At 42.9% G+C, this 26,464-nt stretch carries 22 protein-coding genes; 13 read left to right on the top strand and 9 right to left on the bottom strand.

Translation table 11 applies throughout. From position 1 onward, the window contains the following. Positions 1 to 15: 15 nt before the first annotated feature. Genes BF9343_RS01750 through BF9343_RS01705 form a run of 10 tightly spaced genes read left to right on the top strand, consistent with a single transcriptional unit; the run spans position 16 to position 14,089 of the window. Positions 16 to 1,482: a glycosyltransferase family 2 protein gene (locus tag BF9343_RS01750; RefSeq protein ID WP_005784243.1), complete on the top strand. Its 1,467-nt coding sequence runs from the start codon at positions 16 to 18 to the stop codon at positions 1,480 to 1,482. Beyond that, entirely contained in the window at positions 1,479 to 2,411 is a 933-nt protein-coding gene (locus BF9343_RS01745) for a DUF4922 domain-containing protein (RefSeq protein ID WP_014298196.1), read from the top strand. The genes BF9343_RS01750 and BF9343_RS01745 overlap by 4 nt, the downstream gene beginning before the upstream one ends. Further along, complete coding sequence (locus tag BF9343_RS01740; RefSeq protein WP_008658211.1) at positions 2,408 to 3,763, top strand: SpoIID/LytB domain-containing protein; 1,356 nt, start codon at positions 2,408 to 2,410, stop codon at positions 3,761 to 3,763. The genes BF9343_RS01745 and BF9343_RS01740 overlap by 4 nt, the downstream gene beginning before the upstream one ends. A 15-nt stretch (positions 3,764 to 3,778) precedes the next feature. Then, the gene (locus BF9343_RS01735; RefSeq protein ID WP_005784237.1) at positions 3,779 to 5,077 is read left to right on the top strand and encodes an MFS transporter; all 1,299 of its coding nucleotides are present in this window, start codon (positions 3,779 to 3,781) and stop codon (positions 5,075 to 5,077) included. 41 nt (positions 5,078 to 5,118) lie between these two features. Further along, entirely contained in the window at positions 5,119 to 6,393 is a 1,275-nt protein-coding gene (locus BF9343_RS01730) for an exo-beta-N-acetylmuramidase NamZ family protein (RefSeq protein WP_010992015.1), read from the top strand. A gap of 35 nt (positions 6,394 to 6,428) precedes the next feature. Then, the gene (locus BF9343_RS01725) at positions 6,429 to 9,299 is read left to right on the top strand and encodes an FAD-binding and (Fe-S)-binding domain-containing protein (protein ID WP_010992014.1); all 2,871 of its coding nucleotides are present in this window, start codon (positions 6,429 to 6,431) and stop codon (positions 9,297 to 9,299) included. An 8-nt stretch (positions 9,300 to 9,307) separates the two neighbouring features. Next, the gene (locus tag BF9343_RS01720) at positions 9,308 to 10,471 is read left to right on the top strand and encodes an acyltransferase family protein (protein ID WP_005784232.1); all 1,164 of its coding nucleotides are present in this window, start codon (positions 9,308 to 9,310) and stop codon (positions 10,469 to 10,471) included. After that, the gene (locus BF9343_RS01715) at positions 10,468 to 11,304 is read left to right on the top strand and encodes a BadF/BadG/BcrA/BcrD ATPase family protein (protein WP_010992013.1); all 837 of its coding nucleotides are present in this window, start codon (positions 10,468 to 10,470) and stop codon (positions 11,302 to 11,304) included. The genes BF9343_RS01720 and BF9343_RS01715 overlap by 4 nt, the downstream gene beginning before the upstream one ends. A 23-nt stretch (positions 11,305 to 11,327) precedes the next feature. After that, the gene (gene murQ / locus BF9343_RS01710) at positions 11,328 to 12,173 is read left to right on the top strand and encodes an N-acetylmuramic acid 6-phosphate etherase (protein ID WP_005784228.1); all 846 of its coding nucleotides are present in this window, start codon (positions 11,328 to 11,330) and stop codon (positions 12,171 to 12,173) included. Positions 12,174 to 12,205: 32 nt separating this feature from the next. Beyond that, on the top strand, positions 12,206 to 14,089 hold the full coding sequence (locus BF9343_RS01705; RefSeq protein WP_010992012.1) for a serine hydrolase: 1,884 nt from the start codon (positions 12,206 to 12,208) through the stop codon (positions 14,087 to 14,089). Between the two features lie 11 nt (positions 14,090 to 14,100). On the opposite strand, the gene BF9343_RS01700 is transcribed toward BF9343_RS01705, so the two are convergent. The 7 genes from BF9343_RS01700 to BF9343_RS01670 form a co-directional block, all read right to left on the bottom strand. Continuing rightward, on the bottom strand, positions 14,101 to 14,787 hold the full coding sequence (locus BF9343_RS01700) for a Crp/Fnr family transcriptional regulator (RefSeq protein ID WP_010992011.1): 687 nt from the start codon (positions 14,785 to 14,787) through the stop codon (positions 14,101 to 14,103). Between the two features lie 46 nt (positions 14,788 to 14,833). Next, entirely contained in the window at positions 14,834 to 16,099 is a 1,266-nt protein-coding gene (locus tag BF9343_RS01695) for an alginate export family protein (protein ID WP_005784222.1), read from the bottom strand. Positions 16,100 to 16,131: 32 nt separating this feature from the next. Continuing rightward, the gene (locus tag BF9343_RS01690) at positions 16,132 to 16,923 is read right to left on the bottom strand and encodes a cytochrome c biogenesis protein (RefSeq protein ID WP_005801652.1); all 792 of its coding nucleotides are present in this window, start codon (positions 16,921 to 16,923) and stop codon (positions 16,132 to 16,134) included. Beyond that, complete coding sequence (locus BF9343_RS01685; protein WP_005796614.1) at positions 16,920 to 18,161, bottom strand: cytochrome c biogenesis protein ResB; 1,242 nt, start codon at positions 18,159 to 18,161, stop codon at positions 16,920 to 16,922. The genes BF9343_RS01690 and BF9343_RS01685 overlap by 4 nt, the downstream gene beginning before the upstream one ends. 3 nt (positions 18,162 to 18,164) lie before the next feature. After that, positions 18,165 to 19,646 carry an ammonia-forming cytochrome c nitrite reductase gene (gene nrfA / locus BF9343_RS01680; protein ID WP_005796615.1) on the bottom strand — a complete coding sequence of 494 codons (1,482 nt, stop codon included), beginning with the start codon at positions 19,644 to 19,646 and terminating at the stop codon, positions 18,165 to 18,167. Positions 19,647 to 19,669: 23 nt separating this feature from the next. Further along, positions 19,670 to 20,257: a cytochrome c nitrite reductase small subunit gene (gene nrfH / locus BF9343_RS01675; RefSeq protein ID WP_010992010.1), complete on the bottom strand. Its 588-nt coding sequence runs from the start codon at positions 20,255 to 20,257 to the stop codon at positions 19,670 to 19,672. A gap of 141 nt (positions 20,258 to 20,398) precedes the next feature. Continuing rightward, positions 20,399 to 20,902, bottom strand: a complete 504-nt coding sequence (locus BF9343_RS01670) for a pyridoxamine 5'-phosphate oxidase family protein (RefSeq protein WP_009291426.1) — start codon at positions 20,900 to 20,902, stop codon at positions 20,399 to 20,401. An 84-nt stretch (positions 20,903 to 20,986) separates the two neighbouring features. On the opposite strand from BF9343_RS01670, the gene BF9343_RS23555 reads away from it, so the two are divergent. The 3 genes from BF9343_RS23555 (at position 20,987) to BF9343_RS01655 (ending at position 24,154) form a co-directional block, all read left to right on the top strand. Continuing rightward, positions 20,987 to 22,684 carry a tetratricopeptide repeat protein gene (locus BF9343_RS23555; RefSeq protein WP_010992009.1) on the top strand — a complete coding sequence of 566 codons (1,698 nt, stop codon included), beginning with the start codon at positions 20,987 to 20,989 and terminating at the stop codon, positions 22,682 to 22,684. A 148-nt stretch (positions 22,685 to 22,832) separates the two neighbouring features. Beyond that, positions 22,833 to 23,213: a DUF3244 domain-containing protein gene (locus BF9343_RS01660; protein WP_008658164.1), complete on the top strand. Its 381-nt coding sequence runs from the start codon at positions 22,833 to 22,835 to the stop codon at positions 23,211 to 23,213. Between the two features lie 59 nt (positions 23,214 to 23,272). Beyond that, positions 23,273 to 24,154 carry a hypothetical protein gene (locus BF9343_RS01655; protein ID WP_008658162.1) on the top strand — a complete coding sequence of 294 codons (882 nt, stop codon included), beginning with the start codon at positions 23,273 to 23,275 and terminating at the stop codon, positions 24,152 to 24,154. A gap of 111 nt (positions 24,155 to 24,265) precedes the next feature. On the opposite strand, the gene BF9343_RS01650 is transcribed toward BF9343_RS01655, so the two are convergent. Both BF9343_RS01650 and BF9343_RS01645 read right to left on the bottom strand, forming a co-directional pair. Continuing rightward, the gene (locus BF9343_RS01650) at positions 24,266 to 24,817 is read right to left on the bottom strand and encodes an FKBP-type peptidyl-prolyl cis-trans isomerase (protein ID WP_005796621.1); all 552 of its coding nucleotides are present in this window, start codon (positions 24,815 to 24,817) and stop codon (positions 24,266 to 24,268) included. A gap of 11 nt (positions 24,818 to 24,828) precedes the next feature. After that, positions 24,829 to 26,370 carry a glycine--tRNA ligase gene (locus BF9343_RS01645; RefSeq protein ID WP_005784203.1) on the bottom strand — a complete coding sequence of 514 codons (1,542 nt, stop codon included), beginning with the start codon at positions 26,368 to 26,370 and terminating at the stop codon, positions 24,829 to 24,831. Between the last annotated feature and the right edge of the window lie 94 nt (positions 26,371 to 26,464).

Genomic DNA, 26,464 nt, shown 5'->3' with positions numbered 1-26,464 from the left:
AAAACATAAGCATATATGAAATCAACAATCAATTGCTTCATCCCTTACGCGGGAGCAGTACAAGCAGAAAGAACAGTTCAAGGATTACAAGCAACAGGTTTGGTGAAAAAAATCTACCTTCTTGTCACCTCACCCAGCTTCGATCCACTACCAGGATGCGAACTACTTTATGTAGACAAGCTTACCAACAGCGCCTCCATGTACGCCATTGCTACCTATTCGGATGCAAGCTACACATTACTTTATACCAAATATACATCACTTGAACTGGGACTATTTGCCCTTGAACGGATGATTCACATTGCCGAAGATTCGGCTGCCGGCATGGTATACGCCGACCATTATCAAGTGACAGAAGGTAAACAGAGTAATGCCCCGGTCATCGATTACCAGTTCGGAAGTCTCCGTGACGATTTCAACTTCGGTTCTGTCCTCCTTTTCAAAGCCTCAGCCTTGAAAGAAGCCGCCAAACGAATGAAATCCGACTATGACTTTGCCGGATTCTACGATCTGCGCCTTAAACTTTCACAGAAATATCCATTAGTACATATCAATGAATACCTTTATTCGGAAGTAGAAAACGACACCCGAAAAAGTGGTGAAAAAATATTCGACTATGTAGATCCTAAAAATCGTGACCGACAGATTGAGATGGAAGAGGCATGTACCGAACATCTGCAAGAGATAGGCGGTTATCTGAAGCCTGAATTCCAGAAAATAGAATTCAACACCGGCAACTTCCCATACGAAGCTTCTGTGATTATTCCGGTACGCAACCGTATTCGTACCATACGCGATGCCATCCGTTCTGTACTCAGCCAGAAAGCAGATTTCAAATTCAACCTGATCATTATCGACAATCACTCTACCGACGGTACCACCGAAGCCATTGATGAATTTAAAGACGATGAACGCCTGATCCACTTGATTCCCGAACGTAATGATTTGGGTATAGGCGGTTGCTGGAATCTGGGAGTTCACCATCCTCTTTGCGGTAAATTTGCTGTCCAACTTGACAGTGACGACGTATATGCCCACGACGGTACTTTGCAGGTCATGGTCAATGCATTTTACGAACAAAACTGTGCTATGGTAGTAGGCACCTATATGATGACAGATTTTGATATGAACATGATCGCTCCGGGCATTATTGATCACAAAGAATGGACACCAGAAAACGGGCGTAACAATGCACTACGCATCAACGGGTTAGGTGCTCCTCGTGCATTCTACACACCAATACTCCGTGAATTGAAGGTACCCAATACCAGCTATGGCGAAGATTACGCATTAGGACTGAATTTCTCACGCCAGTATCAGATCGGACGCGTATACGAAGTCGTTTATCTATGCCGCCGTTGGGATGATAACTCGGATGCCTCTCTCGACATCGTAAAGATGAATGCTCACAACCTTTACAAGGACCGCATACGCACTTGGGAATTACAGGCACGAATTGCATTAAATAAGAAACAAAGATGAACAAAGAAATAGAAACTCTACTGAGCGAACAGCTCTCCTCTTGGGAGACGGCACAAAACAATTACGCTGCCCTGAAACGGGTACGAATAAAAGATGTGAAAGTGAACGGTTGCCTGTACAGAATACAGTTCAACCCGGCACGTATTGTTTCTTCTGCTGCCAAAGTAGATAGTAAATCGATTCAAGAGCGTAAATGCTTCTTGTGTCCGGCCAATCTTCCACCGATGCAAAAAGGCATTCCTTTCGGAGAACACTACCAGATATTGGTCAACCCATTTCCTATCTTTCCCAAGCACTTGACAGTTCCCGAGCTACAACATGTTGAACAGCGTATCTTACATCGCTTTAGTGATATGCTCGACCTGGCTACTTATGCCGAAGATTATATAATCTTCTACAATGGTCCCCAATGTGGTGCATCGGCTCCCGACCATCTGCATTTTCAAGCAGGTAATAAAGGTTTTCTACCTATCGAACAAGAGTGGAAAGAGAAAAGAGGAGAGAAAGTAATCACCTGTAAAGATGCTACTCTTTGGGCACTAAACGATTACCCCCGTGCAACTCTGGTAATTGAGGCGAGAAGTAAAGAAACAGCTATCATGTTGTTCAATACCGTATACCAGGCCATGCCCTCAACATCGGGTGAAGATGAGCCTATGATGAATGTATTGGTATGGAAAGAACAGAAAAATTGGATTGTCTGCATCTTTCCCCGCAACAAACACCGTCCCTCCTGCTACACAGCCGAAGGGGATACCAATATCCTGATCAGCCCTGCATCAGTAGACATGGGGGGAGTGTTCATCACTCCACAAGAAAAGGATTTTGAAAAAATTACAGCAAATGATATTGCCGACATTCTCGGTGAAGTATGCCTGAGACCGGCAGCCTTCCGCATATTGATAGAACGCATAAAACAACAATTATGAAAGAACCCAAAGTACAGGTCGGCATTTTATTCGAACCTCAAATCAAATTCATACTGCTGACCCCCTATCATATCAACGGGGAAGAGGTCAGCGGCAAACAGGTTGTGACCTATGATAACGGACACATCCTCTGGCAAGGGCATTCATATGACGAACTGCTGTTTGAGCCCCTACACGAAAAAAGCGATGCTTTTGAACTGCAGGATGTCACCATCGGTATCAATTTTCATTGGGAACGAAAGGAAAACCAGCGTTTTATCGGAGCACTGAAAATTATTGTAGAAAATAAAAAGTTAACGGGAATCAACGTAATTCATGTGGAAGATTACCTGACCAGTGTGATCTCTTCTGAAATGAGTGCAACGGCAAGTCTGGAATTACTGAAAGCACATGCTGTGATTTCAAGAAGCTGGTTATTAGCGGGGCTTTCCCTACCCTATTCCAAAGATAGAGAAAAAAGTAATACCACTCCCGAGAAAGTGCCCTACTCTACATCTTCTTTTCCACCCCTTGCACAAGAGGCCGAAAATAAAATTCTAATCCGCTGGTATGAACGTGACGCACATACTCACTTCGATGTCTGTGCCGACGATCATTGCCAACGTTACCAAGGTATTACCCGTGCCTCAACCGACATGGTGAGGCAAGCCATCTCTGCCACCCGAGGAGAGGTACTTATGTCGGAAGGAACTATTTGTGATGCGCGCTTCTCCAAATGTTGCGGTGGGGCTTTTGAAGAGTTTCAGTATTGTTGGGAAAATATCAGACATCCATACCTATCCAAACAAAGAGATAGCAAAAAAGCAACCGATCTACCCGATCTGTGTAAAGAAGCCGAAGCCGAGCGATGGATACGTACTTCTCCCGAAGCCTTCTGTAATACAAAAGACAAGAAAGTACTGTCTCAGGTACTGAATAACTATGATCAGGAAACTACCGACTTTTATCGTTGGAAAGTAGAATATGAACAGGAAGAACTGTCCAAACTGATTCTGAAACGCTCAGGAATTGACTACGGACAAATTCTCGACTTGGTACCAGTGGAACGGGGAACTTCCGGACGACTTGTCAGACTCAAAATAATAGGTACTAAACGGACCATGATCATTGGCAAAGAACTGGAAATACGTCGTACCCTCTCCCCATCACACCTCTATAGTTCTGCTTTCATCATTGATAAAGTAGACGTCACAAACGGAATACCGGATCGCTTTATCCTTACCGGGGCCGGATGGGGACACGGAGTAGGACTCTGTCAGATAGGAGCAGCCGTCATGGGCGAGCAAGGTTATACATACGACACCATCTTGCTGCATTATTACATCGGGGCAACGATAGATAAACTTTATTAAACACACACCATTATCATGAAAAACAAAAATATATCACCGTGGGCATGGATTCCGACTCTTTACTTTGCACAAGGATTACCTTATGTAGCCGTAATGACTATCTCGGTAATTATGTACAAAAATCTGGGTATATCCAACACAGATATCGCTCTTTATACCTCTTGGCTCTATTTACCATGGGTTATCAAACCTTTCTGGAGTCCATTTGTCGATTTATTAAAAACCAAACGTTGGTGGATAGTCAGCATGCAGCTATTGGTAGGTGCCGGACTGGCAGGAATCGCTTTCACCATACCTATGTCAAACTTCTTCCAAACGACCCTTGCCATTTTTTGGCTAGTGGCATTCAGCTCGGCTACACATGATATTGCTGCAGACGGATTCTACATGTTGGCACTCAACGTACAGGACCAGGCACTTTATGTAGGTATCCGCAGCACTTTCTACCGCATTGCCACAATTGCCGGCCAAGGCTTGCTGGTGATGCTCGCAGGTGGACTTGAAATATGGACAGGCAGCATTAAATATGGATGGAGTATCACGTTCTTTATTCTGGCAGGACTCTTCCTCGCCTTCTGTCTCTATCATAAATGTATATTGCCAAAGCCCGACAGCGATAAAGCAGTAGTAGGTGAAAATAGTGCCAGTGCTATTTTCAGTGGATTCATAGAAACCTTCGCTTCCTTCTTCCGCAAAAAACAAGCAGGAGTTGCTATCCTTTTCATGCTATTCTACCGTTTTCCGGAAGCACAATTAGTGAAACTAATCAACCCATTCCTACTTGATCCCATTGACAAAGGCGGACTGGGATTGACAACAGCTGAAGTCGGATTGGTTTACGGTACTATCGGTATCATCGGGCTGACCTTGGGAGGCATTATCGGAGGTATCTGTGCAGCAAAAGGAGGACTTCAAAAGTGGCTTTGGCCAATGGCATGGAGCCTTTCATTGACTTGTCTCACCTTTGTATATCTAGGCTACTTCCAACCACAAAATTTTGTGATAATCAACCTATGTGTATTTATCGAGCAGTTCGGTTATGGCTTCGGGTTCACAGCCTACATGCTTTACCTGATTTACTACTCCGATGGTGAACATAAGACAGCACACTATGCGATCTGCACCGCTTTTATGGCATTGGGTATGATGCTGCCGGGTATGGCTGCAGGTTGGTTGCAGGAACTGATCGGATACGAAAACTTCTTTATCTGGGTAATGGTTTGTTGTACCGCGACAATAGCCGTATGCGCCTTTATTAAGATAGATCCCAACTATGGCAAGAAAGCAGAGGGTATTCCCCAAAAAACAAAATAAACCCATTTCTATTTACCGGATATTTAAAACATACTGAGAATATGACATATAGAAGAAGTATATTAAAGTTATTACTCACTTTTTTCGTCTTTATGACCTCCACTCTCCTCTCACGAGGAGCTGAACCGGGAGCAAGACCTCCGAGAATCCGTATAAAAACCGGAATTGAGGTCCTGAAAGAGCAAAACTTCAAATGCCTTGAAGGAAAGCGCGTAGGATTAATTACCAATCCGACCGGCGTTGACAATCATTTAATATCCACCATTGACATTCTGCACGAAGCACCCAATGTCAACTTGGTAGCCCTTTATGGCCCCGAACATGGTGTACGGGGTGATGTACACGCCGGTGATAAAGTAGATAACGCCAACGATTCCAGTACCGGATTGCCTGTTTATTCACTTTACGGCAAGACACGCAAGCCGACTCCCGAAATGCTAAAAGACATCGATGTGCTGGTATACGACATACAAGATATCGGTTGCCGTTCATTCACCTATATCAGTACGATGGGAGTAGCGATGGAAGCTGCCGCCGAAAATAACAAAGAATTTATCGTTCTCGATCGTCCCAATCCCATAGGCGGATTAAAAATTGAAGGAAATGTGGTAGAAGATGGATATATATCTTTTGTCAGCCAATTTAAAATTCCGTACCTTTACGGGCTTACTTGTGGCGAGTTGGCTCTGATGCTCAATGGCGAACAGATGTTGAGTAAACCATGCAACTTGCACGTTGTGAAAATGAAAGGTTGGAAGCGCAAGATGGACTACGTTCAGACAGGGCTGCAATGGATTCCTTCGTCTCCCCATATCCCGCATCCGCATTCCGCTTTCTTTTATCCGGTATCCGGGATACTCGGTGAACTAGGTTATATGTCAATTGGTGTAGGATACACCATTCCGTTCCAGATGTTTGCTGCCCGTTGGGTGGAAGCAGAGAAACTGGCAGATAACCTCAATCGCCTGCACCTGCCGGGAGTAATATTCCGGCCGATGCATCTCAAGCCTTTCTACTCAGTAGGTAAAGAAGAGCATCTGCAAGGAGTACAAGTGCATATTGTAGATTTTAACAAAGCCTCACTAAGCGAGATACAGTTTTACGTGATGCAGGAAGTAACCGCCCTCTATCCGGATCGTGCCGTATTCGACCATGCCGATAAAGAGCGCTTCCATATGTTCGATCTCGTCAGTGGCTCTAAAGAGATACGCGAGCGCTTCAGTCAACGCAACCGTTGGGAAGATGTCCGCGATTACTGGTACAAAGATGTCGACGACTTTCGACGGCTATCGCAAAAGTACTATTTATATAAATAAAAAATTGGGCTGAGTGCCAAACAAACAGAGAAACAATGAAAATGGAAAGAAACTACAGTGCGTTCTTGCAAGATATCGGACGATTTATCCCGCGAGACAGATTATTTACTGACGAACTCCATCGTTTGGCGTGGGGGACAGATGCCGGTTTCTATCGACTGATTCCTCAAATCGTAATTCATTCAATCAATGATGACGAAGTAATAGAAATCATCTATCTAGCCGACCGGTACAATATACCGGTTACTTTCCGTGCAGCAGGAACCAGCCTTTCGGGCCAAGCCATTAGTGACTCTGTTCTGATTATAGCCGGAAAAGGTTGGGAAAACTACGAGCTTTCACCCGACCACGAAAAAATCTATCTGGAGCCCGGCATTGTCGGACAGCGAGTAAACGAGATTTTAGCACCTTACGGACGTAAATTTGCCCCGGACCCGGCTTCTATAAAAAGTGCCATGGTGGGTGGAATCGTGATGAACAATGCTTCGGGTATGAACTGTGGAACACATGCCAACAGTGATAAAATGTTGCTATCTGTACATATCATATTTCCTGACGGATATTATCTCAATACAGATAGTCAGGAGTCACGTGAGAATTTTAAAGAAGATTATCCCGAATTCCTCCAGCGCATCTGCGAACTCCGTGACCAGATACGCAGTAACGAGAAGCTTAGCGCACGCATCCGCCACAAATATTCAATCAAGAACGTAACAGGCCTGAATATTCTCCCGTTCCTCGTATACGACGATCCTTTCGACATTATCGCTCACCTGATGGTAGGTTCAGAAGGTACACTGGCTTTCCTTGCCGGTGTAACCATGAAAACAGAGTATGACTATCCGTATAAAGCCAGTGCCATGCTCTACTTCAGCGATATCAAAGAGGCATGCCGTGCAGTGGTAGCTATGAAAAGACTCGTCAACGCAAATGGAGAATGGATTGTAAAAGGTGCGGAATTACTCGACTGGAAATCCTTGGCTTCAGTCAATGATCCGACAGGAGAAGGGTTGACCGCTGTCCTGACCGAGACCAAAGCATGTACACAGGAAGAACTCAATCAGAATATCGCCATCATCGAGGAGGCATTAAAAGCATTCGATACATATATTCCGGTCCATTTTACGGATCAACCCGAAGAATATTCAAAATACTGGGCAATTCGGGCAGGTATTTTTCCATCTGTAGGTGGAACACGCCCTTCAGGAACGACTTGCCTGATCGAGGACGTTGCTTTTCATATCGAGGATCTTCCTGAAGCAACCGCCGAACTGCAACAGCTCATCGCTCGCCACGGATACGATGATGCCTGCATTTACGGTCATGCCCTGGAAGGCAATTACCATTTTATCATCAATCAGTCATTCAGCAGTGAGGCTGAGGTAAAACGGTACGAAGCCCTGATGAATGATGTAATAGATTTGGTAGTAGACAAATATGATGGTTCACTAAAAGCCGAACACGGCACAGGAAGAAATATGGCTCCATTTGTAGAATACGAATGGGGAGAAGAGGCCTACGCAATAATGAAAGAAGTAAAACAACTCTTCGACCCCAAAGGATTATTTAATCCGGGAGTTATCTTTAATGATGATCCTCAATGCCATATCAAGCACTTCAAACCCCTCTCTCCATTGACAATAGGACAAGATACCCAAGTAACCCGACAGATAGACCGGTGCATCGAATGTGGGTTCTGTGAAGTAAACTGCCTGTCATGCGGATTTACACTCTCCTCACGACAGCGTATCGTTATTCAAAGAGAGATCTCACGCTTGAAGAAAAGCGGTGAGAATCCCCAATTACTGGAAACGTTATCTGAGCTATACCGGTATTCTGGTAACCGGACTTGTGCCGGCGACGGTTTATGTGCTATGTCTTGTCCGATGGGTATCAATACCGGTGACCTGACCCATATCCTGCGTCAGGCTGAGTTTCCTCCCGGAAGTACCGGTTACAGAGCCGGTAAGTTTGCTGCCAATCATTTTGCAGGAATCAAAAGTACTTTGCGCCCAGTATTATCACTTGCCAATGCGGCACATAGTTTACTGGGGACATCAACAATGACCTCCATTACCCGGAAAATGCACAGTGCGTGGGGACTCCCACAATGGACACCAGCCATGCCCAAAAGCTATAAAATACGGAAAAGCGATCAGACTCCGGCAATGAATAACAAGGTAGTCTACTTTCCTAGTTGCATCAATCAAACGATGGGGCTGGCAAAAGATTCTCCTGTAGATCAACCTTTGGTAAAACAAATGCTCTCCCTGCTTCAAAAAGCCGGATACGAGGTCATCTTCCCTCCTAAAATGGAAAAACTCTGTTGCGGAACCATTTGGGAAAGCAAAGGTATGCTGGATATCGCCGACAGTAAATCGACCGAACTGGAAGCCGCTTTATGGGAAGCCAGCGAACAGGGACGTTATCCGGTGCTTTGTGACCAAAGTCCTTGCTTACACCGCATGCGTGCCACTATCCAAAAGATAAAGTTATATGAACCGGCAGAATTCATTTATACTTTCTTGCGGGACAAACTGGAATTTACCCCAACCGACCGACCGATTGCCATACACATCACATGTTCCATGCGCAAAATGGGATTGGCGAATATACTAATCTCACTCGCAAAGCTTTGCTCAACCCAAGTATTCATTCCGGAAGAGGTCGGTTGTTGTGGTTTTGCCGGAGACAAAGGATTCACGCAGCCGGAACTCAACACTTATGCTTTACGCAAGCTGCGTCCGCAATTGACGAAAGCCGGTATCGGTATCGGTTACTCAAATAGTCGTACCTGTGAAATCGGCCTCGCCACCAATACCGGTATCCCCTATGTATCGATTGCATATCTGGTCGATCAGTGTACCCGGCCTATAAAACAAGAAAATAACTTAACACTTAAATAAAAAACACAATGAATCAAACAGTCAACAAACGCCTACTCGCTCTTGATGTATTGCGAGGCATCACTATCGCAGGTATGATTATGGTCAACAACCCCGGCAGCTGGAGTTATGTATATGCTCCCCTTGGGCATGCGGCATGGATCGGCTTAACCCCGACCGATCTGGTATTTCCTTTCTTTATGTTTATCATGGGTATCTCTACCTACATCTCATTAAGAAAGTATAACTTTGAGTTCAGCCACTCGGCCGCTTTGAAAATCCTTAAAAGAACCATCGTAATCTTTGCCATTGGTTTGGGAATCGCATGGTTCTCCATGTTTTGCCGTACCTGGAATTCACTCTCCGGTGAAGATATTTCATTCTTCTCCCGTCTGTATGAGTCGGTCTGGACTTTCGGCCACATCCGCATTCTGGGTGTCATGCAGCGATTGGCGCTTTGCTACGGTGCAACAGCCATCATCGCTTTAATTATGAAGCACAAATATATCCCCTATCTGATTGCCATCCTGTTGATCGGCTATTTCATCATCCTGATCAACGGAAACGGATTCGAATACAACAGCAGTAACATCCTATCAATAGTAGACCGTACCGTATTGGGTGAAGCACATATGTACAAGGATAATGGCATTGATCCGGAAGGTCTGTTAAGTACCATCCCTTCTATCGCACACGTACTGATAGGTTTCTGTGTGGGTAAACTCCTGATGGAAGTAAAAGATATCCATGAAAAGATAGAGCGTCTGTTCCTCATTGGCACTATTCTCACTTTCGCCGGATTCCTGCTTAGCTACGGTTGTCCCATCAGCAAGAAGATATGGTCACCTACTTTCGCTATCGTCACCTGTGGGTTGGCATCCAGTTTCCTGGCATTACTTGTATGGATCATCGATGTGAGAGGCTATACACGCTGGAGCCGTTTCTTCGAATCATTCGGTGTCAACCCCTTATTTATTTATGTGATGGGAGCCGTTCTCTCCATTCTCCTGGGCAGCATACTGATACCTTATGACGGAGGTAGCATCAGCCTACACGGATTCGTGTACAACGCAATTCTTCAACCCGTGCTTGGAGACTATCCCGGTTCTCTGGCATTCGCAATCTTGTTCGTAGGGCTGAACTGGTGTATCGGATATATTCTGTATAAGAAAAAAATATATATAAAAATATGATATTAATAGCAGACAGTGGTTCTACCAAGACCGATTGGTGTGTGGTAGAACATGGACAGTTGATCCAACAAATTTCTACGAAAGGTACCAATCCTTTCTTTCAGTCTGAAGAAGAAATCAGTAATGAAATAGCAACTGCACTGATTCCTCAGTTAAAGACAAACAAGTTCGAGGCTGTTCATTTTTACGGAGCCGGTTGTGCTTTCCCCGACAAAATAGAGACAATGCGCAAAGCCATAGCCTCGCATCTGCAAGTCAGTGGAGAAATCGAGGTTAGTACGGATATGCTCGCTGCTGCCAGAAGTTTGTGCGGTCATCAACCGGGTATTGCCTGTATCATGGGTACAGGATCGAATTCATGTTATTACGATGGTAAAAACATTGTCACCAATGTATCTCCTCTAGGATTTATACTGGGCGATGAAGGCAGTGGTGCGGTATTGGGCAAACTGCTGGTAGGCGACATCCTTAAAAACCAGATGACTCCGGGACTTAAAGAAAAATTTCTGGAACAGTTCAATCTGACCCCCGCCGAAATCATCGACCGGGTGTATCGGAAACCATTCCCTAACCGTTTCCTTGCAAGTTTCTCCCCATTTTTGGTTCAACACCTTGACGAACCGGTCATACGTGAATTGGTCCTTAACAGCTTCAAGAAATTCCTGAAGCGCAACGTGATGCAGTACGATTACCAGCACGCCCCGGTTCATTTCATCGGTTCTGTAGCATTCTATTACAGAGAGTTACTTTCCGAAGCATGTAAAATAATGGGAGTACACTTAGGAACCATTATCCAAAGTCCGATGGAAGGATTGATTAAGTTTCACGAGTAAAAATATGAATAAAGAACAAAAACATGAATAGTAATATAGAAAAATCAGATAAACCCTCCTTCATCAAAATCTCTGAGCAGCCCTCACTTTACGACGATCTTGAAAAGAAGTCGGTCCGCGAAATACTGGAAGACATCAATAAGGAAGACCAGAAAGTAGCTATTGCCGTACAGAAAGCAATTCCTCAAATAGAGAAACTAGTCACACAAATAGTTCCCCGAATGAAACAGGGGGGACGCATTTTCTATATGGGAGCCGGCACCAGCGGACGCCTCGGAGTACTCGACGCTTCAGAAATCCCACCTACCTTCGGTATGCCCCCCACATTAATTATTGGCCTGATAGCAGGCGGTGATACTGCTTTACGCAATCCGGTAGAAAACGCTGAAGATAATACTACCCGGGGCTGGGAAGAACTGACAGAACATAACATCAATGACAAAGATACGGTTATCGGTATTGCAGCCTCAGGCACCACCCCTTACGTAATCGGAGCTATGCATGCAGCCCGCGAGCATGGTATCCTGACCGGCTGCATCACCAGTAACCCGAACTCTCCAATGGCAGCAGAGGCCGATATCCCCATCGAAATGATCGTGGGTCCCGAATATGTAACGGGTAGTTCACGTATGAAATCGGGAACGGGACAAAAGATGATCCTGAATATGATCACAACCTCGGTAATGATTCAATTAGGACGCGTGAAAGGTAACAAAATGGTCAACATGCAACTCAGCAACCGGAAGCTCGTAGACCGTGGTACTCGTATGATTATTGAAGAACTCGGACTTGAATATGATAAAGCAAAAGCCTTGTTGCTGATGCACGGTTCCGTGAAAAAAGCAATAGATGCTTATAAAGCCGGATAACCGAACCACTCTAACCCACAATACCATTGAGCATGGAAAACAAAATCAACTTTTCTCCTCCCTCAACAAGAGAGGGGAAAGGTGTGAGGTTTTTACTCACTACCTTTTCAATATTGCTTTGTAGTCTGCAAGCTGTGGCACAATCTCTGCCACGTGTAGCTCCCGAGCAAGTGGGCATGGACTCTCATCGCCTGTTACATGCCGATGAAGCTATTCACCGGGCAATCGATCACAAAGAAATACCGGGAGCCGTACTCGCTGTCATCCGTCATGGCAAAATGGCTTATCTCAAGGCTTATGGCAACAAACGAATCTATCCCAATGTAGAGCCGATGGAAATAAACACTGTTTTCGACATGGCTTCCTGCAGTAAATCTATGTCAACAGCTGTTTCGGTTATGATTCTGGTTGAACGAGGACAACTTCGTTTGCTCGATCGTGTCAGCTTTTACCTCCCCGACTTCCAGGAATGGCGGGGAGAAAACGGGGAGAAGAAGGATATTCGTATCATAGACCTTATGACACATACTTCAGGTCTCCCTCCTTATGCACCGGTATCCGAACTGCAGGAAAAATATGGTTCTCCCAACCCCAAAGGACTGATGGAGTATATTTCCACTTGCAAACGTGAATTTAAACCTCAGACGAAATTTCAGTATAGTTGCCTTAATTACATCACTTTGCAACATATCATCGAAACCATTACCGGGCAAAGCTTGCGAGACTTTGCAAAAGAAAATATCTTCGATATACTGGGAATGCAATACACGGATTATCTGCCTACCATACAACAGCAGGACGGAAAGTGGATCAATACGGTGGCCTGTCCCTGGATGGACCGGATTGCACCTACCGAAAAACAAAAAGACGGAAGCGTACTCTGCGGGCAAGTACACGATCCATTGGCACGTATCCTGAACGGAGGGATCTCCGGCAATGCAGGTATCTTCTCTAATGCAAATGACATTGGCATCCTCGCAGCCGCTCTTCTCAACGGAGGCGAATACAATGGTCACCGCATCCTCAGCCCGCTGGGAGTAAAAACCATGTGTACAGTTCCCCGTGAGCTAACCGCATTTGGCCGTACTCCGGGGTGGGATATTTTCTCTCCCTATGCCTCAAACAAGGGTGATCTTTTCAGTCCGAATACCTTTGGCCATACAGGATATACAGGAACTTCCATCATCATCGATCCGGACAACGACACGGCCGTCATTCTGCTGGTCAACGCTGTTCATCCGGAAGACCGGCATAGCATAGTCCGTCTCCGTTCGTTGGTAGCCAATGCAGTAGCCGCCTCTATCTGTCCTCCCGCACAGGTATATACAGATCATTATTACAAACGCTTCCTGCAATTTGAAACAGAAACACCCATCAGCCCCAAAGATATTGTGATGGTGGGCAACAGTCTCACGGAAAATGGTGGGAATTGGAGCAAGCGCCTAAATAAAAAAAACATAAGAAATCGGGGGATCATCGGTGACGAAGCATTGGGAATCTGTCAACGTCTTTTTCAGATCTTACCGGGGACTCCCCAAAAACTTTTCCTAATGGCCGGAATCAACGATGTGTCACACGACCTGAGCACCGATAGTGTAGTCAGTTTGATAACCAAAGTCATTGAGAAAATCCAAACCGAATCACCACGCACCAAACTCTATATACAGAGTCTTCTGCCTATCAACGAATCGTTCGGACGATATAAAACGATGACCGGGAAAACTGACCTGATACCCGAAATTAACCGCAAACTTGAAGCACTTGCCAAAGAAAAGAAAATACCTTTTATCCACCTCTTTCCATTATTTACGGAGAAAAACAGCAACGTGATGCGAAAAGAACTGACTACGGACGGATTACACCTGACAGAAGAGGGGTATAGAATCTGGAGTAAAGCACTGAAACGGTATCTGTAGCAGATACCGTTTCAGATATATTCTTTGAGTGCCGCCATATCTTCCAACGTCACTACTTTCTTATTGATCGAAATCAGCCCCTCTTTCATCATCTTATTTATCTCCTTCGAGAGTGCCGGACGCGTCACTCCCAGATATTCTGCCAATTGAACCTGATTGTGCTCCAGCAAGGCTGTATCCGGAGAAATCTTATGCTCCATAAAATAATAGACCAAACGGCTGCGCAGCATCTTATAAGACAGGATGCGCAGACGGGTAACCGTACATTTGTTGCAATTACCCGTCACACACAAGAAGCGATGCAACAAATCGGGTACAGAACTAATCAATTTAAAAACGGAACTACGGGTAGCCATCAACAATACAGAATCTTCACTGGCAGTAAACGTAGCAGGTAAAAGATTCTTATCACCAAACAAATGAGGAGTGGCAAAAGCACGGGGAGCACGAATATCTTCTACTTTTACCAGGTTTCCCGCCACATCGACAATATTAACCTCCAGTTCCCCTTTCAGTAGCACATATAAATGATTGCAATAGGTATCCTGCTTCAATACGATCTCTTTTCTGGCAACCTCGTACACCGAAAGTTCCAGCTCTTGTGGCAGCCGACGTTGCAAACTGTTATCCATATCCTTAAACAAAGATATCTGCCACAAAATCTTTTGATATTCGTCTGTAAACTCTACTTTTACCACGATGCTTGTCTTTTGAGCAAAGATAGCATTTTCTCCCGTACCAATCTTACCACTTAGTAAATAAAATGCGTGGATTGATATTCAGTGTCAACCAGCCCCAGTCCTGCCAACTTTTATGGTTGCCTCCCTTTACTATATCCATATACTTAGTTCCAAGCATAGTAGAATAACCGGCAGTCAGTTTTACGTCTTTCATCAAAGTATAATCTACCTGCATATCCAATTCCGACCCCAGGCAGCGTCCTTCCTTACCATCTGTAGCCATAACGTCATATGTAGTAGAGAAGTGATGATAATTCAACGAGAAACTCAATTTCTTAGTCGGTTTAAAGTCTACGCTCAAAATCTTATCCCACAACCCCTTATTGTAAGCCGATGCATAGAAATAGTCCATACCTCCGTAAAATTTATGATGTGTTCCATATAACGGGTCAAAAGTGCTCACTTTTTTACTATCGGGATCGCCGCTAAGATAGTCCGTACCCAGACTTACGCTCCACTTCGGATCAATTTTATAACCGGCTTTCAAGCTAAACATATAAGCAGATACTTTCTTGTCAGCCTTATTCTTTCCGAACTGATAATAAGCGCTGCCATTGAACAGCCACGCTCCGGGCGTGTATACCCAATAAGTGCCCATTGTCTGCATATTAGCTGTTTTACCATTTCCCTCCGTACCCGTTTCAAATCCGGTATTCATAAAAAGCAGCGAAACAGTGAAATCTTTAGCCCAATGACCGTTATACCAAACCGTTTGCATCGTTTTATAAGGTTGCGCTCCGGAAGCATAATAAGTGCCTCCGTATGAACGGTTTTCATCATTCTGATTGAAAGCCAATATCAAATGCAACTTATGCAGTTTACTTTCATATCCCAATTTTAATGCATCGTGAAATCGCCCGGCCACATTCCAGTCCAGTCCGCCAAGCAGACGCTCATCATCATACGACAACGGTTGCCTTCCCAACTGCGCAAATAATCCTTTTGAGAAGTCAAGGCGAGCCCACGCTTCATGCAAAATAAACCTTCCATTCTTATCAATCTGAGGATCCTGCCCCCACACTCCTACGTGCTGTGCAGAAAGTCTCATCTGTAACCTGTCACGCTGATACCCCAAAGAAAGCCGGGCACGCTCGTTAACAAAGAAAGTGGGTTCTTCTCCTTCCGGACGAGGATTCAATACTCCATTGCGGTATTCACCACGGGTACGTATCTGTGCATCAATCGTAAACAGATTCTCTTTCTGTTGCTGTGCAAAGACAGACAGTGGGGCTAAAAGCACAACTGTCCAAAATAGATTTGTGATTCTCATAACTCGGTTCTAAATTAGTAGTTAACGATTTATCAATTCAGATTATACGTATGTACGCTGGTCCCCTGTGCCGATGGCAGATAATTAATGCCATACCAGCACATCTGCAGTAATACGAAGCAAATGAGAAGTCCGACAAGCGCCGTACGCACTTTTTGCCTCCGGTTCATCCGAAAATGTATATAGCAAAGGTAACCGAGCCACGTAGCAGCCGCCCACGTTTCTTTGGGATCCCAACTCCAATAATGCCCCCAAGCTTCTTTTGCCCACAATGCACCAAACAACATTCCCAGCGTCATAAATGCCAGTCCCACATTGACCAGATTGTCACACAGTTCCATCTCACGTTCTTCCGGAGTTTTCTTTTTGATCCAAAGCAGATAAACAGCCATGACAGCCGCCGCTCCCAACATAGCGTAAGCAAACATATAAACAATAACATGCGGTGCAAACCAAGGACTCTGCAGAGCAGGCATTAAAGTTTTATTGTGTATCTCAGGCTTAAACAGATTGATACAGACGAACACCAGCGAAAGAATAAAACTGAAACTCAAAATCCATTTATATCGCCAGCGGCTATACGTTATGATACCTGCCAAAGGTAAAAAGAAAGAGTACCACAAACGGGTTTCACCCATCGTACGCATCGGAGGCCGTTCCAGAGAGATCCACATCCCGAGAATGAAGGCAAAAAAGACAGCCAATCCCGCTAATGTAGCCGTATAGACCATCCATTGCCGCTTTCCTCTCCAGGCGGCAACCGCACCGATTCCCCAGCATAAAAGTGCTACAATGGCAAAAATCACAAATTGATCCCAACTCATGTGTTGTCCTCCTTTCTTTTCTGTGACAAGGCAAACAGGCAGACAGCTCCCGCTATCATCATCCAGATACCGGTATAAACGACCGGCAACCATGGATCACGAACCAGTTCGAATACGCTGATATCACTCCAACGCCCTTTCGACTCGTCATAACTCAATTGATATATTTTCCACCCTTCCAACTCAAAAGGCTTATTCACCTCAATCGTAGCCGAATCACGGCATCCCGATTCCGTATAAACCTTGACTTCGGATGCAAAACGACGGGGTTCACGTTCCGGCATCACCAGACTGGTCTGATCGTCAAGCCGGATAGCTTTATAAGGAAACATAAAACTCCCGCAACTCACCCATCCTTCACGCTGCTGTCCTGTCTTATTATTCACAGCTTTCAGATAAACAGCATAAGTAGCCCCCATTGAATGAAATTCTACAAAATTCAACGTATCCTGAGTCGCTACACTGGCAGCCAGAGGTATTTTCTTCTCGATACCAATTTCCCAATCAAGCAATCGTCCGGTATGAAAATTTTCTTCAATCAACAGGTTTTCCGGTTTCTTTGACGGTAATGCCTCACCTGTTTCATTATTTATCAGCATCAACTTCGGGGGGTATTCATCAATCGTAAAGTCCTGGAGTTCTATTGCCAGAGGTAACTCCCGCATTTTCTGGTTCTCGTCCAACGCGCGCCATTCTGCCTGTCCTGTTTTTGTAGTCATCCGCAAACGCTCCATATCGGCATTGCCCAAGATAGCACCGGTCAGTGCAAGGAACAGTCCCAAGTGATTCAATACAAAAGGAAAATCACACCAGCGGAAATGGTGTATCCTCCGAATTGTGGTCAGTCCCAACAAAGTGATCATCCAAAGGAACAACAGCACAAACGAACATGCCGACAACATCTGCGAAAACCCCAGCCAGCTCTCAGCACCTAACAGAGGTACATCGGACTTCACTTGGCGAATCAGCCCCATCACTACAGTCAGCATCGCGACTGATACCATAGATGAAACGGCAGCCTGGCAGCTTCCCATCCACCGGATGAAATAACTCTTTTGCGAAAAGGCGTAGATCAGTAACAAGATAACAAGATACAATACTCCCACGCACACATTCATAGGGTATGAAAGAATGGAAAGCTCACATTTTCCTATCGTTATTTGCAGGAAAGTGCCTGTAAGAAAGAGCCCGCCACAGATAGCGAACCCCTCTTTATATCCCCAAGGTTTCTGCCACATAGTCTACAGTTTAGCCAGACGACCGTTGGCCCTCGCTTTCTCCAACCACTCAGGTACTATTGTTTTCAGGAATTTGTCTTTCGCCTTACGCTCCTTCTCCATATCCAGACCGATGTATTCCTGTGCTTTTTCCTTTGTCGAAATATCAGGCATCGGAACGTCAGCCGTGTAGCCGTGCTGAGCCAGTACTTTCGAAATAGCCAACCGGGCCTGCAAAGCCTTGTCAAGCCCATGCCCCAGAATACGTTGTATCTCTTGCGGAGCATGGAATGCGCCTCCATGCGAAGCTACTCCGAAATCCCATCTCCACTGAGCCTGGCGAATCAACTTTAATGCCTCTGCCATTTGGACATCTGTCGCACCCTTGTCCCATGCAAATTTAGCCTCAATATGTGCCTTAGCCAATTCCTGCTCCAAACGGCCGCGAATTTCGTTCGCTTTACGCTGGCGATCATATACATTATTTCTTAAAGTCTCTTCACTCTCCCTATGACACACCTGGCAAGTCCGGTCGATCATAGCCAACGGACTTTGAATATGGTGATCGCTGAACTTCATGCCTCCCTCACTTTTGTAGGGCATATGACAATCGGCACACGATACTCCGCGTTGGGCATGAATCCCCATCTGAGAAATTTCATAATCCGGATGCTGCGCTTTCAGTATACGGGCTTTGCTCAACGCATGTGTATAATCAGCGAAGTCGGCCTCATCATAGTAGGCTTCCATATCTTCTACCGAGAATCCCTTATCCCAAGGGAAAGTCAGATATTTACCATCCCCCTTAAAATAGTACTCTACATGACATTGCGCACATACCAGCGAACGCATCTCCTGTGGAGTCGCTTTGTCTATATCTTTTCCCTGGCGGGCAAAAGCCTCTCGTAAAGCCGGACGGCTGATATGCAATTTCATATTTGTCGGTTCATGACAGTCTGCACAACCTATCGGATTGACAATCTCACTGCCGAAAGCTCCCCACTTGTTGTTATAAAACGAGTCCACTCCAATCGCCTCCATCATGCGAGGCACATCCGGACTCTTACAAGTCCAGCAGGTAGAAGGCTGCGGACCACTTTTATCATCCATCGGCGCACCGGTACGAAGTGAATGAGTAATGTCCTCAATGGCATGCATGTGCCCCCGTGGAGTCGAGTAATCCTTTGAAAATGCATATCCGGCCCATAGCACCACCATCTCAGGGCGCTGTTCAAGCACATCTACCGCTTCATTGCCATTAAACTCGCTTTTAAAATCGGTTTTTGCCGTTTCTTTCCACGTCTCGTACTGCCGGGGATAATTTTCTCCAAACACTTCGTTCCGGGCTTCTATTCCGGTAATCTCCACCCGTTTGTTATTGAAAACACTTACCGTTTCCGCCCTGCGCTCCATCAGTGAAGAGACTACAAGCCCGAGTACAAAAACGACTGCCATCGCTCCGCAGAACAACAGCCATCCCTGCCATGATTTCAGTTTCTTTTCCATAATTTGTTATCTTGATTTTTTATTTATTCTATCATCTTTCTCAACCACTCCGGTGTGGGAGAATCCGGATAAGGTACTAATGCGTCAGGAGTGGAGGCAGCACTGTTGCTTCCGCCATGCGGTACGTCCCGATGACAGTCCCAACAAGCTTTCCCTTCACCTACCTGAGACATCATATAATCTATTCGTCCCGTATTTACAAATTCCGTATTCAGTAGTGTATGGCAACGAATGCAATTGTTCATAATCACCTCCGCACTCTCTTTATTGGCCCGAAGCACATCCTTCTCGCCCCGTGTCAGAAATACAGCAACGTGACGCATGCCATCCATTCCCTTGAACACCCATTTCTTCACAGGATTTTCGTGGGGAACATGACAGTCATTGCACGTAGCATTCCTGCTATGCGAACTATGGAACCAGGTTGCATAATAAGGTCCCATGATGTGACAGTTGACACAGGCCGAAGGATCATCAGCCAGATAAGTATGTGCCCGGAGCATATAAAGAAAAAGAGCTCCTCCACCTACAATCACACCTGTTATAATGATCGCAAGTACTCTCCACTTACGCGAAGGGAGTAACCATTGGATATATTCTTTTACCTTCATAGTATGTATTATGCTATGTATTTATGCAAAGAAAAGGATTTTCATTTATAAAAGATGTAATCCAGATTACATTTGCGAAAGAAAAATAACCCATGCTAAAAAAACAAAAGATAAATAAAGGAGAGATAAGGTAGGGGCTTCTTAATAATCCTGACAGGGCTGATTTATTTTCTTACACTTACCGGATATTACTTTAATAACAAGTTTCAAGACGTGGGTACGATGAAAAGACTTTTCTATATACTTCAACCCCACCTTTTTATCTTCTGGAGAATATTTATCAAGCAGAAGTTCCAATGCCTTTCGCTTCTCAGTTTCTTCTAACTGACAAATCATAGTCCCGTTAATCACAATACTTTCATACTCGGTACTAAATTGATTGGAAACAACGCGCGTGCGTCCTACCACGCAAAACGATGCCTGATTACAGTTTTGAAGTATACAAAGCTTATGCCCTTCGGGAGCACAATGAAAATAGATAGACTGTTGTTTATCCCATACATAATTAATGGGAATGCCATAAACACCTTCTTCAGTTGAAGAAATAGATAACACTCCGTATTCTCCATTTTCAAGTAAACTCATTGCTTCGTCTTCCGATAAAAGGCGGTCTTTCCGTCGGATTAAATCGTTGATATATTCCATTCTATCAAAATTTTAAAAGTAATATCAATTATTATTTTTACAAAATTTGTTACCTTTACCTTCCGAATAAGCAAAAATATAAAGATGAGACAATATTTACTAAATATAATACTGTTATTTTTAGGATTCACTATCATTTATTCTTGTTCACGGCATCAGCAAATAAACAGAACCATCTTTCTAGCAGATTCCATTATGGAATATCAACCCGATAGTGCGTTTAAATTATTAAAAACAATAAATCAAACAGATTTATCTGTTTCAGAAAACGCAAAATACGCATTATTATTAGCACAAGCACAGGATAAAGCCGGCCATCAATTAATCAACGATTCATTAATTTTGATTGCTATAAATCATTATGATCACTTATCAAAAGATAACAATAAAGCAAAAGCATACTTTTATTTAGGACGATTTTATCAAAACAATAATGATTATGCAAAAGCCATTAACTCTTATCTCATTGCAGAAAAAGCAACATCAGATCATGACACATTATTAACTTTGATATACGATAATTTGGGTACATGCTATAAAAACCAAGATTTTTATGACAAAGCCTTAGAAGTATATAAAGACGCATACTACATTTATAAACAATACAATAGCAAGAATATCCTATACCCACTTCGAGGAATGGCAAGCATATATGCTATTCAAGAACAGTTTGAGAAAGCTCTTAAATATTACCAAACAGCTCTCACCATTGCATCAAGTACCAATGACTCTACATGGCAGTCTATCTTATTTTGTGATATTTCCCGGATTTATGACAATAAAAACCTCTATGAAGCGGCATATAGTTATATAGTACGCTCTATTCAATATGCTCCACGCAGTAGCGATCTATCTGCTATGTATTTTTGGAAAGGAGAAATATTACACAATCTGAATCAATTGGATTCTGCTTTTTATTATATCAATTTAGCTAAAAAAAGTTCAGACTTAAATACACAGGCATCGGCATACCAAGCTCTATATGAAATAAAAAAAGAACAAGGAGAATTAAATGATGCAATTCTATACAATGACACGTCTCTCATTCTATATGATTCTATACAAGATTTAAACCATAGTGCGGAAATCAGTCACATACTAAAGCAACATGCGACAGAGACATTACAACAGGCCGAAGTTATAAAACGGCAAAAGCATACAGCTTTTCTTATTGTAACTACATTATTACTCATTGCGTGTATCACATTTATCTTTCTTTATAAAGATAATAAAAGAAAAAAAGTATACATTAAAATACAATGTGAATTAAGAAATAACCAAATAGAAAAAGATGAATTAAAAGAGAAAATCAAAACGCTAATTGATAGTAATACATATATTGCGGAAAGGAATAAAGAATTAAAAAAAGAAGAACTAAAGCAGCAACAAGTTGAATTATGGAAAAGAACACTTCAAATATGTACACGACTATTTCATACTTCCACATCATATAAAAAATTACATGCAATAGAAACAGCCAAATTTAAAAAAGAAAGAGAAGAAAAACAGAAAGAAATTAATTCCATACAGAAAGAGATAAACGAAGTTTTCATCGAAGCAATTCAGAAGTTACGAGAACAATATCCAAAACTAACACAAGAAGACCTCTTCTATTGCATTCTACAATATTTGCGTCTATCTACCTCTACAATCAAATTTTGTATGAGAGTTGAAAGTAACCAAGCACTCACCCAAAGAAAGTATCGCATAAAAAAACAAATCAGTCCCCAAACCTTTTCTATAATCTTTAATGAAAGCTCTCCTTCAGAAGGAGTTTTATGAACTTTTATCACACGGCTCCTCCTCCTTGTTATATCAAAATTCATAAACAACTGATTATCAGCAATCATAAATCCTTCAATTGTTATCTCACATCAGTATCATCACCTGGGTATTGGACTATCTTTGCAGAAACATAAATTTATTTATCATGAAAAAGTTAACCTGTCTAATTACCCTATTCTTATTCATTAGTGTTGGCTATATAAATGCAGAAACAATGGCCTCAAGAAAGAAAATTAAAATGAAAGTAGAAACTCAGCACCATCAACGTTCTCTGCCCCCACCTTGTCCCGCAGAAGCTTTTATCTGCGGAAATACGGTTGATCTTATTTTCAGAGAAACAAATAAAACTGCAGTTGTCACAATTATGAATTTAGATACGGGAGAAGCCATTCATTACAATGTTTCAACAAACGATTGTAGTATCTCTATCGATTTAGGCAACAATCAAAGTGAATCAAACTATAATATTGAATTAATACTGGATGGCAAAGCATATACCGGAGAATTTACAACAAATGAAATCTGAGATTTTATTTTTAAATAATAACAAGCTCTTTCTCTCAAAGAGTATAAATCTTTTTATATATGAAAACCATATCTAAATTATTTTTGCTATTGTCAATAATTCTACTTTCATCATGTGATGAAACAGAATTGGATCAAACGGTGACTAATCAAGTAAATCCGCAAAAAGAAGAAGATTCCAGAATTGTATTCAATAGTGCAAAAGAGTTTTATAACACCCTTGATACACTATCTTACATGACTTATGAAGAACAAACAGAATGGATTCGTGCCTCGGGTATTAAATATCCGCTATATAAAGACCTTGAATTTTGCGAAGATGAAATCATGACAGAAATGCCTAGAGCATTTCAAGCACTATTCAACCATAAAATGGAAATGCAAATAAATGATACCGTAATTGCATTTGAAAAAGGAAATATGTACGTAAAATCAATTAAGGAGAAAATTCTACCCGTTCCTGTTCTATATGGGCAAGTAGGAGTTAACCAAGAGGAATCAGAAGTAACAACAAGAACTGTATATGAAACAAAATATGGAAAGATTGGAACATCATATCAATATGAATTCAAGATTCCAGAAGGTAAATCCAAATACAAATATGTACATGAACTTAAATCCGTTATTATTAAAGAGAACCTCCCACCATATAAATCATGGAGTAATTTATTTTTAGTTTTAAAATTAGAATGGAAAGGTAAAAAGAAATGGAAAGTTGCAGAAAAAGAAGAAAGAAATATCTCAATAGATTTAAATGTGTGTAAACGCAATTTAGCAAAAGTAAAGTATAACCAAGAAATCCGGATAGATGTTCAAAATATGGATTCTAAATCACACTCTATAAATATAGAAGGTTATATCATCCATGAAGTAGTTGGAATACCAAGTACCAAAATGTTTAATGGATGGAGTTATCCATTAGTGGAGTGGCAACCCCGATAAAATCAACTATTTAGTAAAGTAAAACCACTGCATACTAAACCTTAACATACAAAATCCTCCCTGATTATTCTTCCATTGCATTAATAATCAGGGAGATTCTATTACATATTCTTATTCATCCAATATTTCTTCCAATTGCATATCAAAGATCAGCGTTGAATAGCCTGGAATATCGTCAGTTCCACTTGCTCCGTAAGCCAACTCCCACGGAATATAAACAAGCCATCTTTCTCCGACACGCATACGTTGCAATATCTCAGCCCAACCGGAGACACCACCAACCGTAATAAATGTTTGGATAACAAATTTAGTAGGTGAATCAAAAGGCCCCGGATCAGCTCCCGTAAAGTTCTGGTCAAATGTTTCGCCAAAAATAAAACTTCCACGATAAAACACATTCACGGAATCTGTATAAAGGGGAATAGCACCTGTATCATTCGAGATCTTCTTTTTATAATAAATCCGTAACTTCGGATTTATCTCCGGCTCAAAAGCTTTCAGTTCCGGATCGGTTTTTTCATCAAATACCGTCTTCAAAGAATCGATATATCCTTCGTTACGTGCCCGCCAGTTATCAAACTTCGTAGCTTCTTTCGTCTCCTCACAGGAAACAAAGATAAGAGCCAGTAACAGCAACGGCAATAAATAGATTTTTTTGTTCATTCGCTAAAGGGTTATTGGATTGTTTTCAACAACGAGGTAATACTTACCCGGTCGGCAATGATATTATTCAATTCAGAGATTGCCACACGTTCCTGCTCCATAGTGTCGCGGTTACGTAATGTCACACAGTTGTCTTCCAATGTCTGATGGTCAACAGTCACACAGTACGGAGTACCGATGGCGTCCTGACGACGGTAACGTTTACCGATACTGTCTTTTTCATCATACTGGCAATGGAAGTGGAACTTAAGATTGTCAATGATCTCACGAGCCTTTTCAGGCAGTCCGTCTTTCTTTACCAACGGCATTACAGCCAGTTTCACCGGTGCCAATGCAGCAGGCAATTTCAATACAACGCGGCTTTCACCATTTTCCAGTTGCTCTTCGCAATAAGCAGCCGACATAATACTGAGGAACATACGATCAACACCGATCGACGTTTCGATTACGTACGGAGTATACGATTCGTTCAGTTCCGGATCGAAATACTTAATGCTCTTTCCCGAAAATTTTTCGTGCTGAGAAAGGTCGAAATTCGTACGGGAGTGAATACCTTCTACTTCTTTGAAACCAAATGGCATCAAGAACTCAATGTCAGTAGCGGCGTTTGCATAGTGAGCCAATTTATCGTGATCGTGGAAACGATAATGATCGTCACCAAAGCCCAGTGCCTTGTGCCACTTCAAACGAATTTCTTTCCATTTCTTGAAATATTCCAATTCGCTGCCCGGACGAACAAAGAACTGCATCTCCATCTGTTCGAACTCACGCATACGGAAGATGAACTGACGGGCTACAATCTCGTTACGGAAAGCTTTACCGATCTGAGCGATACCGAAAGGAACTTTCATGCGGCCGGTCTTCTGTACGTTCAGATAATTGACAAAGATACCCTGTGCCGTCTCCGGACGAAGATAGATTTTCATCGAACCATCGGCAGTAGAACCCATATCGGTAGAGAACATCAGATTGAACTGACGAACTTCTGTCCAATTCTTAGTACCGGAAATCGGGCAAGCTATTTCTTCGTCAACAATGATCTGACGGAGCTCTTCCAGATTGTTATCGTTCAGCGCTTTTGCGAAACGTTCGTGCAATGCATCACGCTTTGCCTGATGCTCAAGAACACGCCCATTGGTGCTGCGGAACTGAGCTTCGTCGAAAGCTTCACCAAATCTTTTGGCAGCTTTGGCCACCTCTTTATTAATCTTATCATCGTACTTAGCCAATTGATCTTCAATCAGCACATCGGCACGGTAGCGTTTTTTAGAGTCTTTATTATCAATCAACGGATCGTTAAATGCATCCACATGTCCGGAAGCCTTCCAGATGGTAGGGTGCATAAAGATTGCAGAGTCAATACCGACAATGTTTTCGTGCAGCAACACCATGCTGTCCCACCAGTATTTTTTAATATTGTTTTTCAGTTCAACACCCATCTGTCCGTAGTCATACACCGCGCCCAGTCCGTCGTAGATATCGCTTGAGGGGAACACAAAACCGTATTCTTTGCAATGTGATACTAACTTCTTAAAAACATCTTCTTGTGCCATCGTCTTATTTACAATTTAATCATTTACAATTTACATTTCGTACATCTGCCTGTAAGCCAGACTCAGAAATAATCTGCAAAGTAAATGATTTTTT

Source organism: Bacteroides fragilis NCTC 9343, assembly GCF_000025985.1.
Lineage (GTDB): Bacteria > Bacteroidota > Bacteroidia > Bacteroidales > Bacteroidaceae > Bacteroides > Bacteroides fragilis.
This window is presented reverse-complemented; position numbering and strand designations above follow the sequence as displayed.

Coding starts and splice junctions, on each gene's coding strand:
- BF9343_RS01750 (WP_005784243.1), top strand. CDS start 16: ATGAAATCAACAATCAATTGCTTCATCCCTTACGCGGGAGCAGTACAA.
- BF9343_RS01745 (WP_014298196.1), top strand. CDS start 1,479: ATGAACAAAGAAATAGAAACTCTACTGAGCGAACAGCTCTCCTCTTGG.
- BF9343_RS01740 (WP_008658211.1), top strand. CDS start 2,408: ATGAAAGAACCCAAAGTACAGGTCGGCATTTTATTCGAACCTCAAATC.
- BF9343_RS01735 (WP_005784237.1), top strand. CDS start 3,779: ATGAAAAACAAAAATATATCACCGTGGGCATGGATTCCGACTCTTTAC.
- BF9343_RS01730 (WP_010992015.1), top strand. CDS start 5,119: ATGACATATAGAAGAAGTATATTAAAGTTATTACTCACTTTTTTCGTC.
- BF9343_RS01725 (WP_010992014.1), top strand. CDS start 6,429: ATGAAAATGGAAAGAAACTACAGTGCGTTCTTGCAAGATATCGGACGA.
- BF9343_RS01720 (WP_005784232.1), top strand. CDS start 9,308: ATGAATCAAACAGTCAACAAACGCCTACTCGCTCTTGATGTATTGCGA.
- BF9343_RS01715 (WP_010992013.1), top strand. CDS start 10,468: ATGATATTAATAGCAGACAGTGGTTCTACCAAGACCGATTGGTGTGTG.
- murQ (WP_005784228.1), top strand. CDS start 11,328: ATGAATAGTAATATAGAAAAATCAGATAAACCCTCCTTCATCAAAATC.
- BF9343_RS01705 (WP_010992012.1), top strand. CDS start 12,206: ATGGAAAACAAAATCAACTTTTCTCCTCCCTCAACAAGAGAGGGGAAA.
- BF9343_RS01695 (WP_005784222.1), bottom strand. CDS start 16,099: ATGAGAATCACAAATCTATTTTGGACAGTTGTGCTTTTAGCCCCACTG.
- BF9343_RS01690 (WP_005801652.1), bottom strand. CDS start 16,923: ATGAGTTGGGATCAATTTGTGATTTTTGCCATTGTAGCACTTTTATGC.
- BF9343_RS01685 (WP_005796614.1), bottom strand. CDS start 18,161: ATGTGGCAGAAACCTTGGGGATATAAAGAGGGGTTCGCTATCTGTGGC.
- nrfA (WP_005796615.1), bottom strand. CDS start 19,646: ATGGAAAAGAAACTGAAATCATGGCAGGGATGGCTGTTGTTCTGCGGA.
- nrfH (WP_010992010.1), bottom strand. CDS start 20,257: ATGAAGGTAAAAGAATATATCCAATGGTTACTCCCTTCGCGTAAGTGG.
- BF9343_RS01670 (WP_009291426.1), bottom strand. CDS start 20,902: ATGGAATATATCAACGATTTAATCCGACGGAAAGACCGCCTTTTATCG.
- BF9343_RS23555 (WP_010992009.1), top strand. CDS start 20,987: ATGAGACAATATTTACTAAATATAATACTGTTATTTTTAGGATTCACT.
- BF9343_RS01660 (WP_008658164.1), top strand. CDS start 22,833: ATGAAAAAGTTAACCTGTCTAATTACCCTATTCTTATTCATTAGTGTT.
- BF9343_RS01655 (WP_008658162.1), top strand. CDS start 23,273: ATGAAAACCATATCTAAATTATTTTTGCTATTGTCAATAATTCTACTT.
- BF9343_RS01650 (WP_005796621.1), bottom strand. CDS start 24,817: ATGAACAAAAAAATCTATTTATTGCCGTTGCTGTTACTGGCTCTTATC.
- BF9343_RS01645 (WP_005784203.1), bottom strand. CDS start 26,370: ATGGCACAAGAAGATGTTTTTAAGAAGTTAGTATCACATTGCAAAGAA.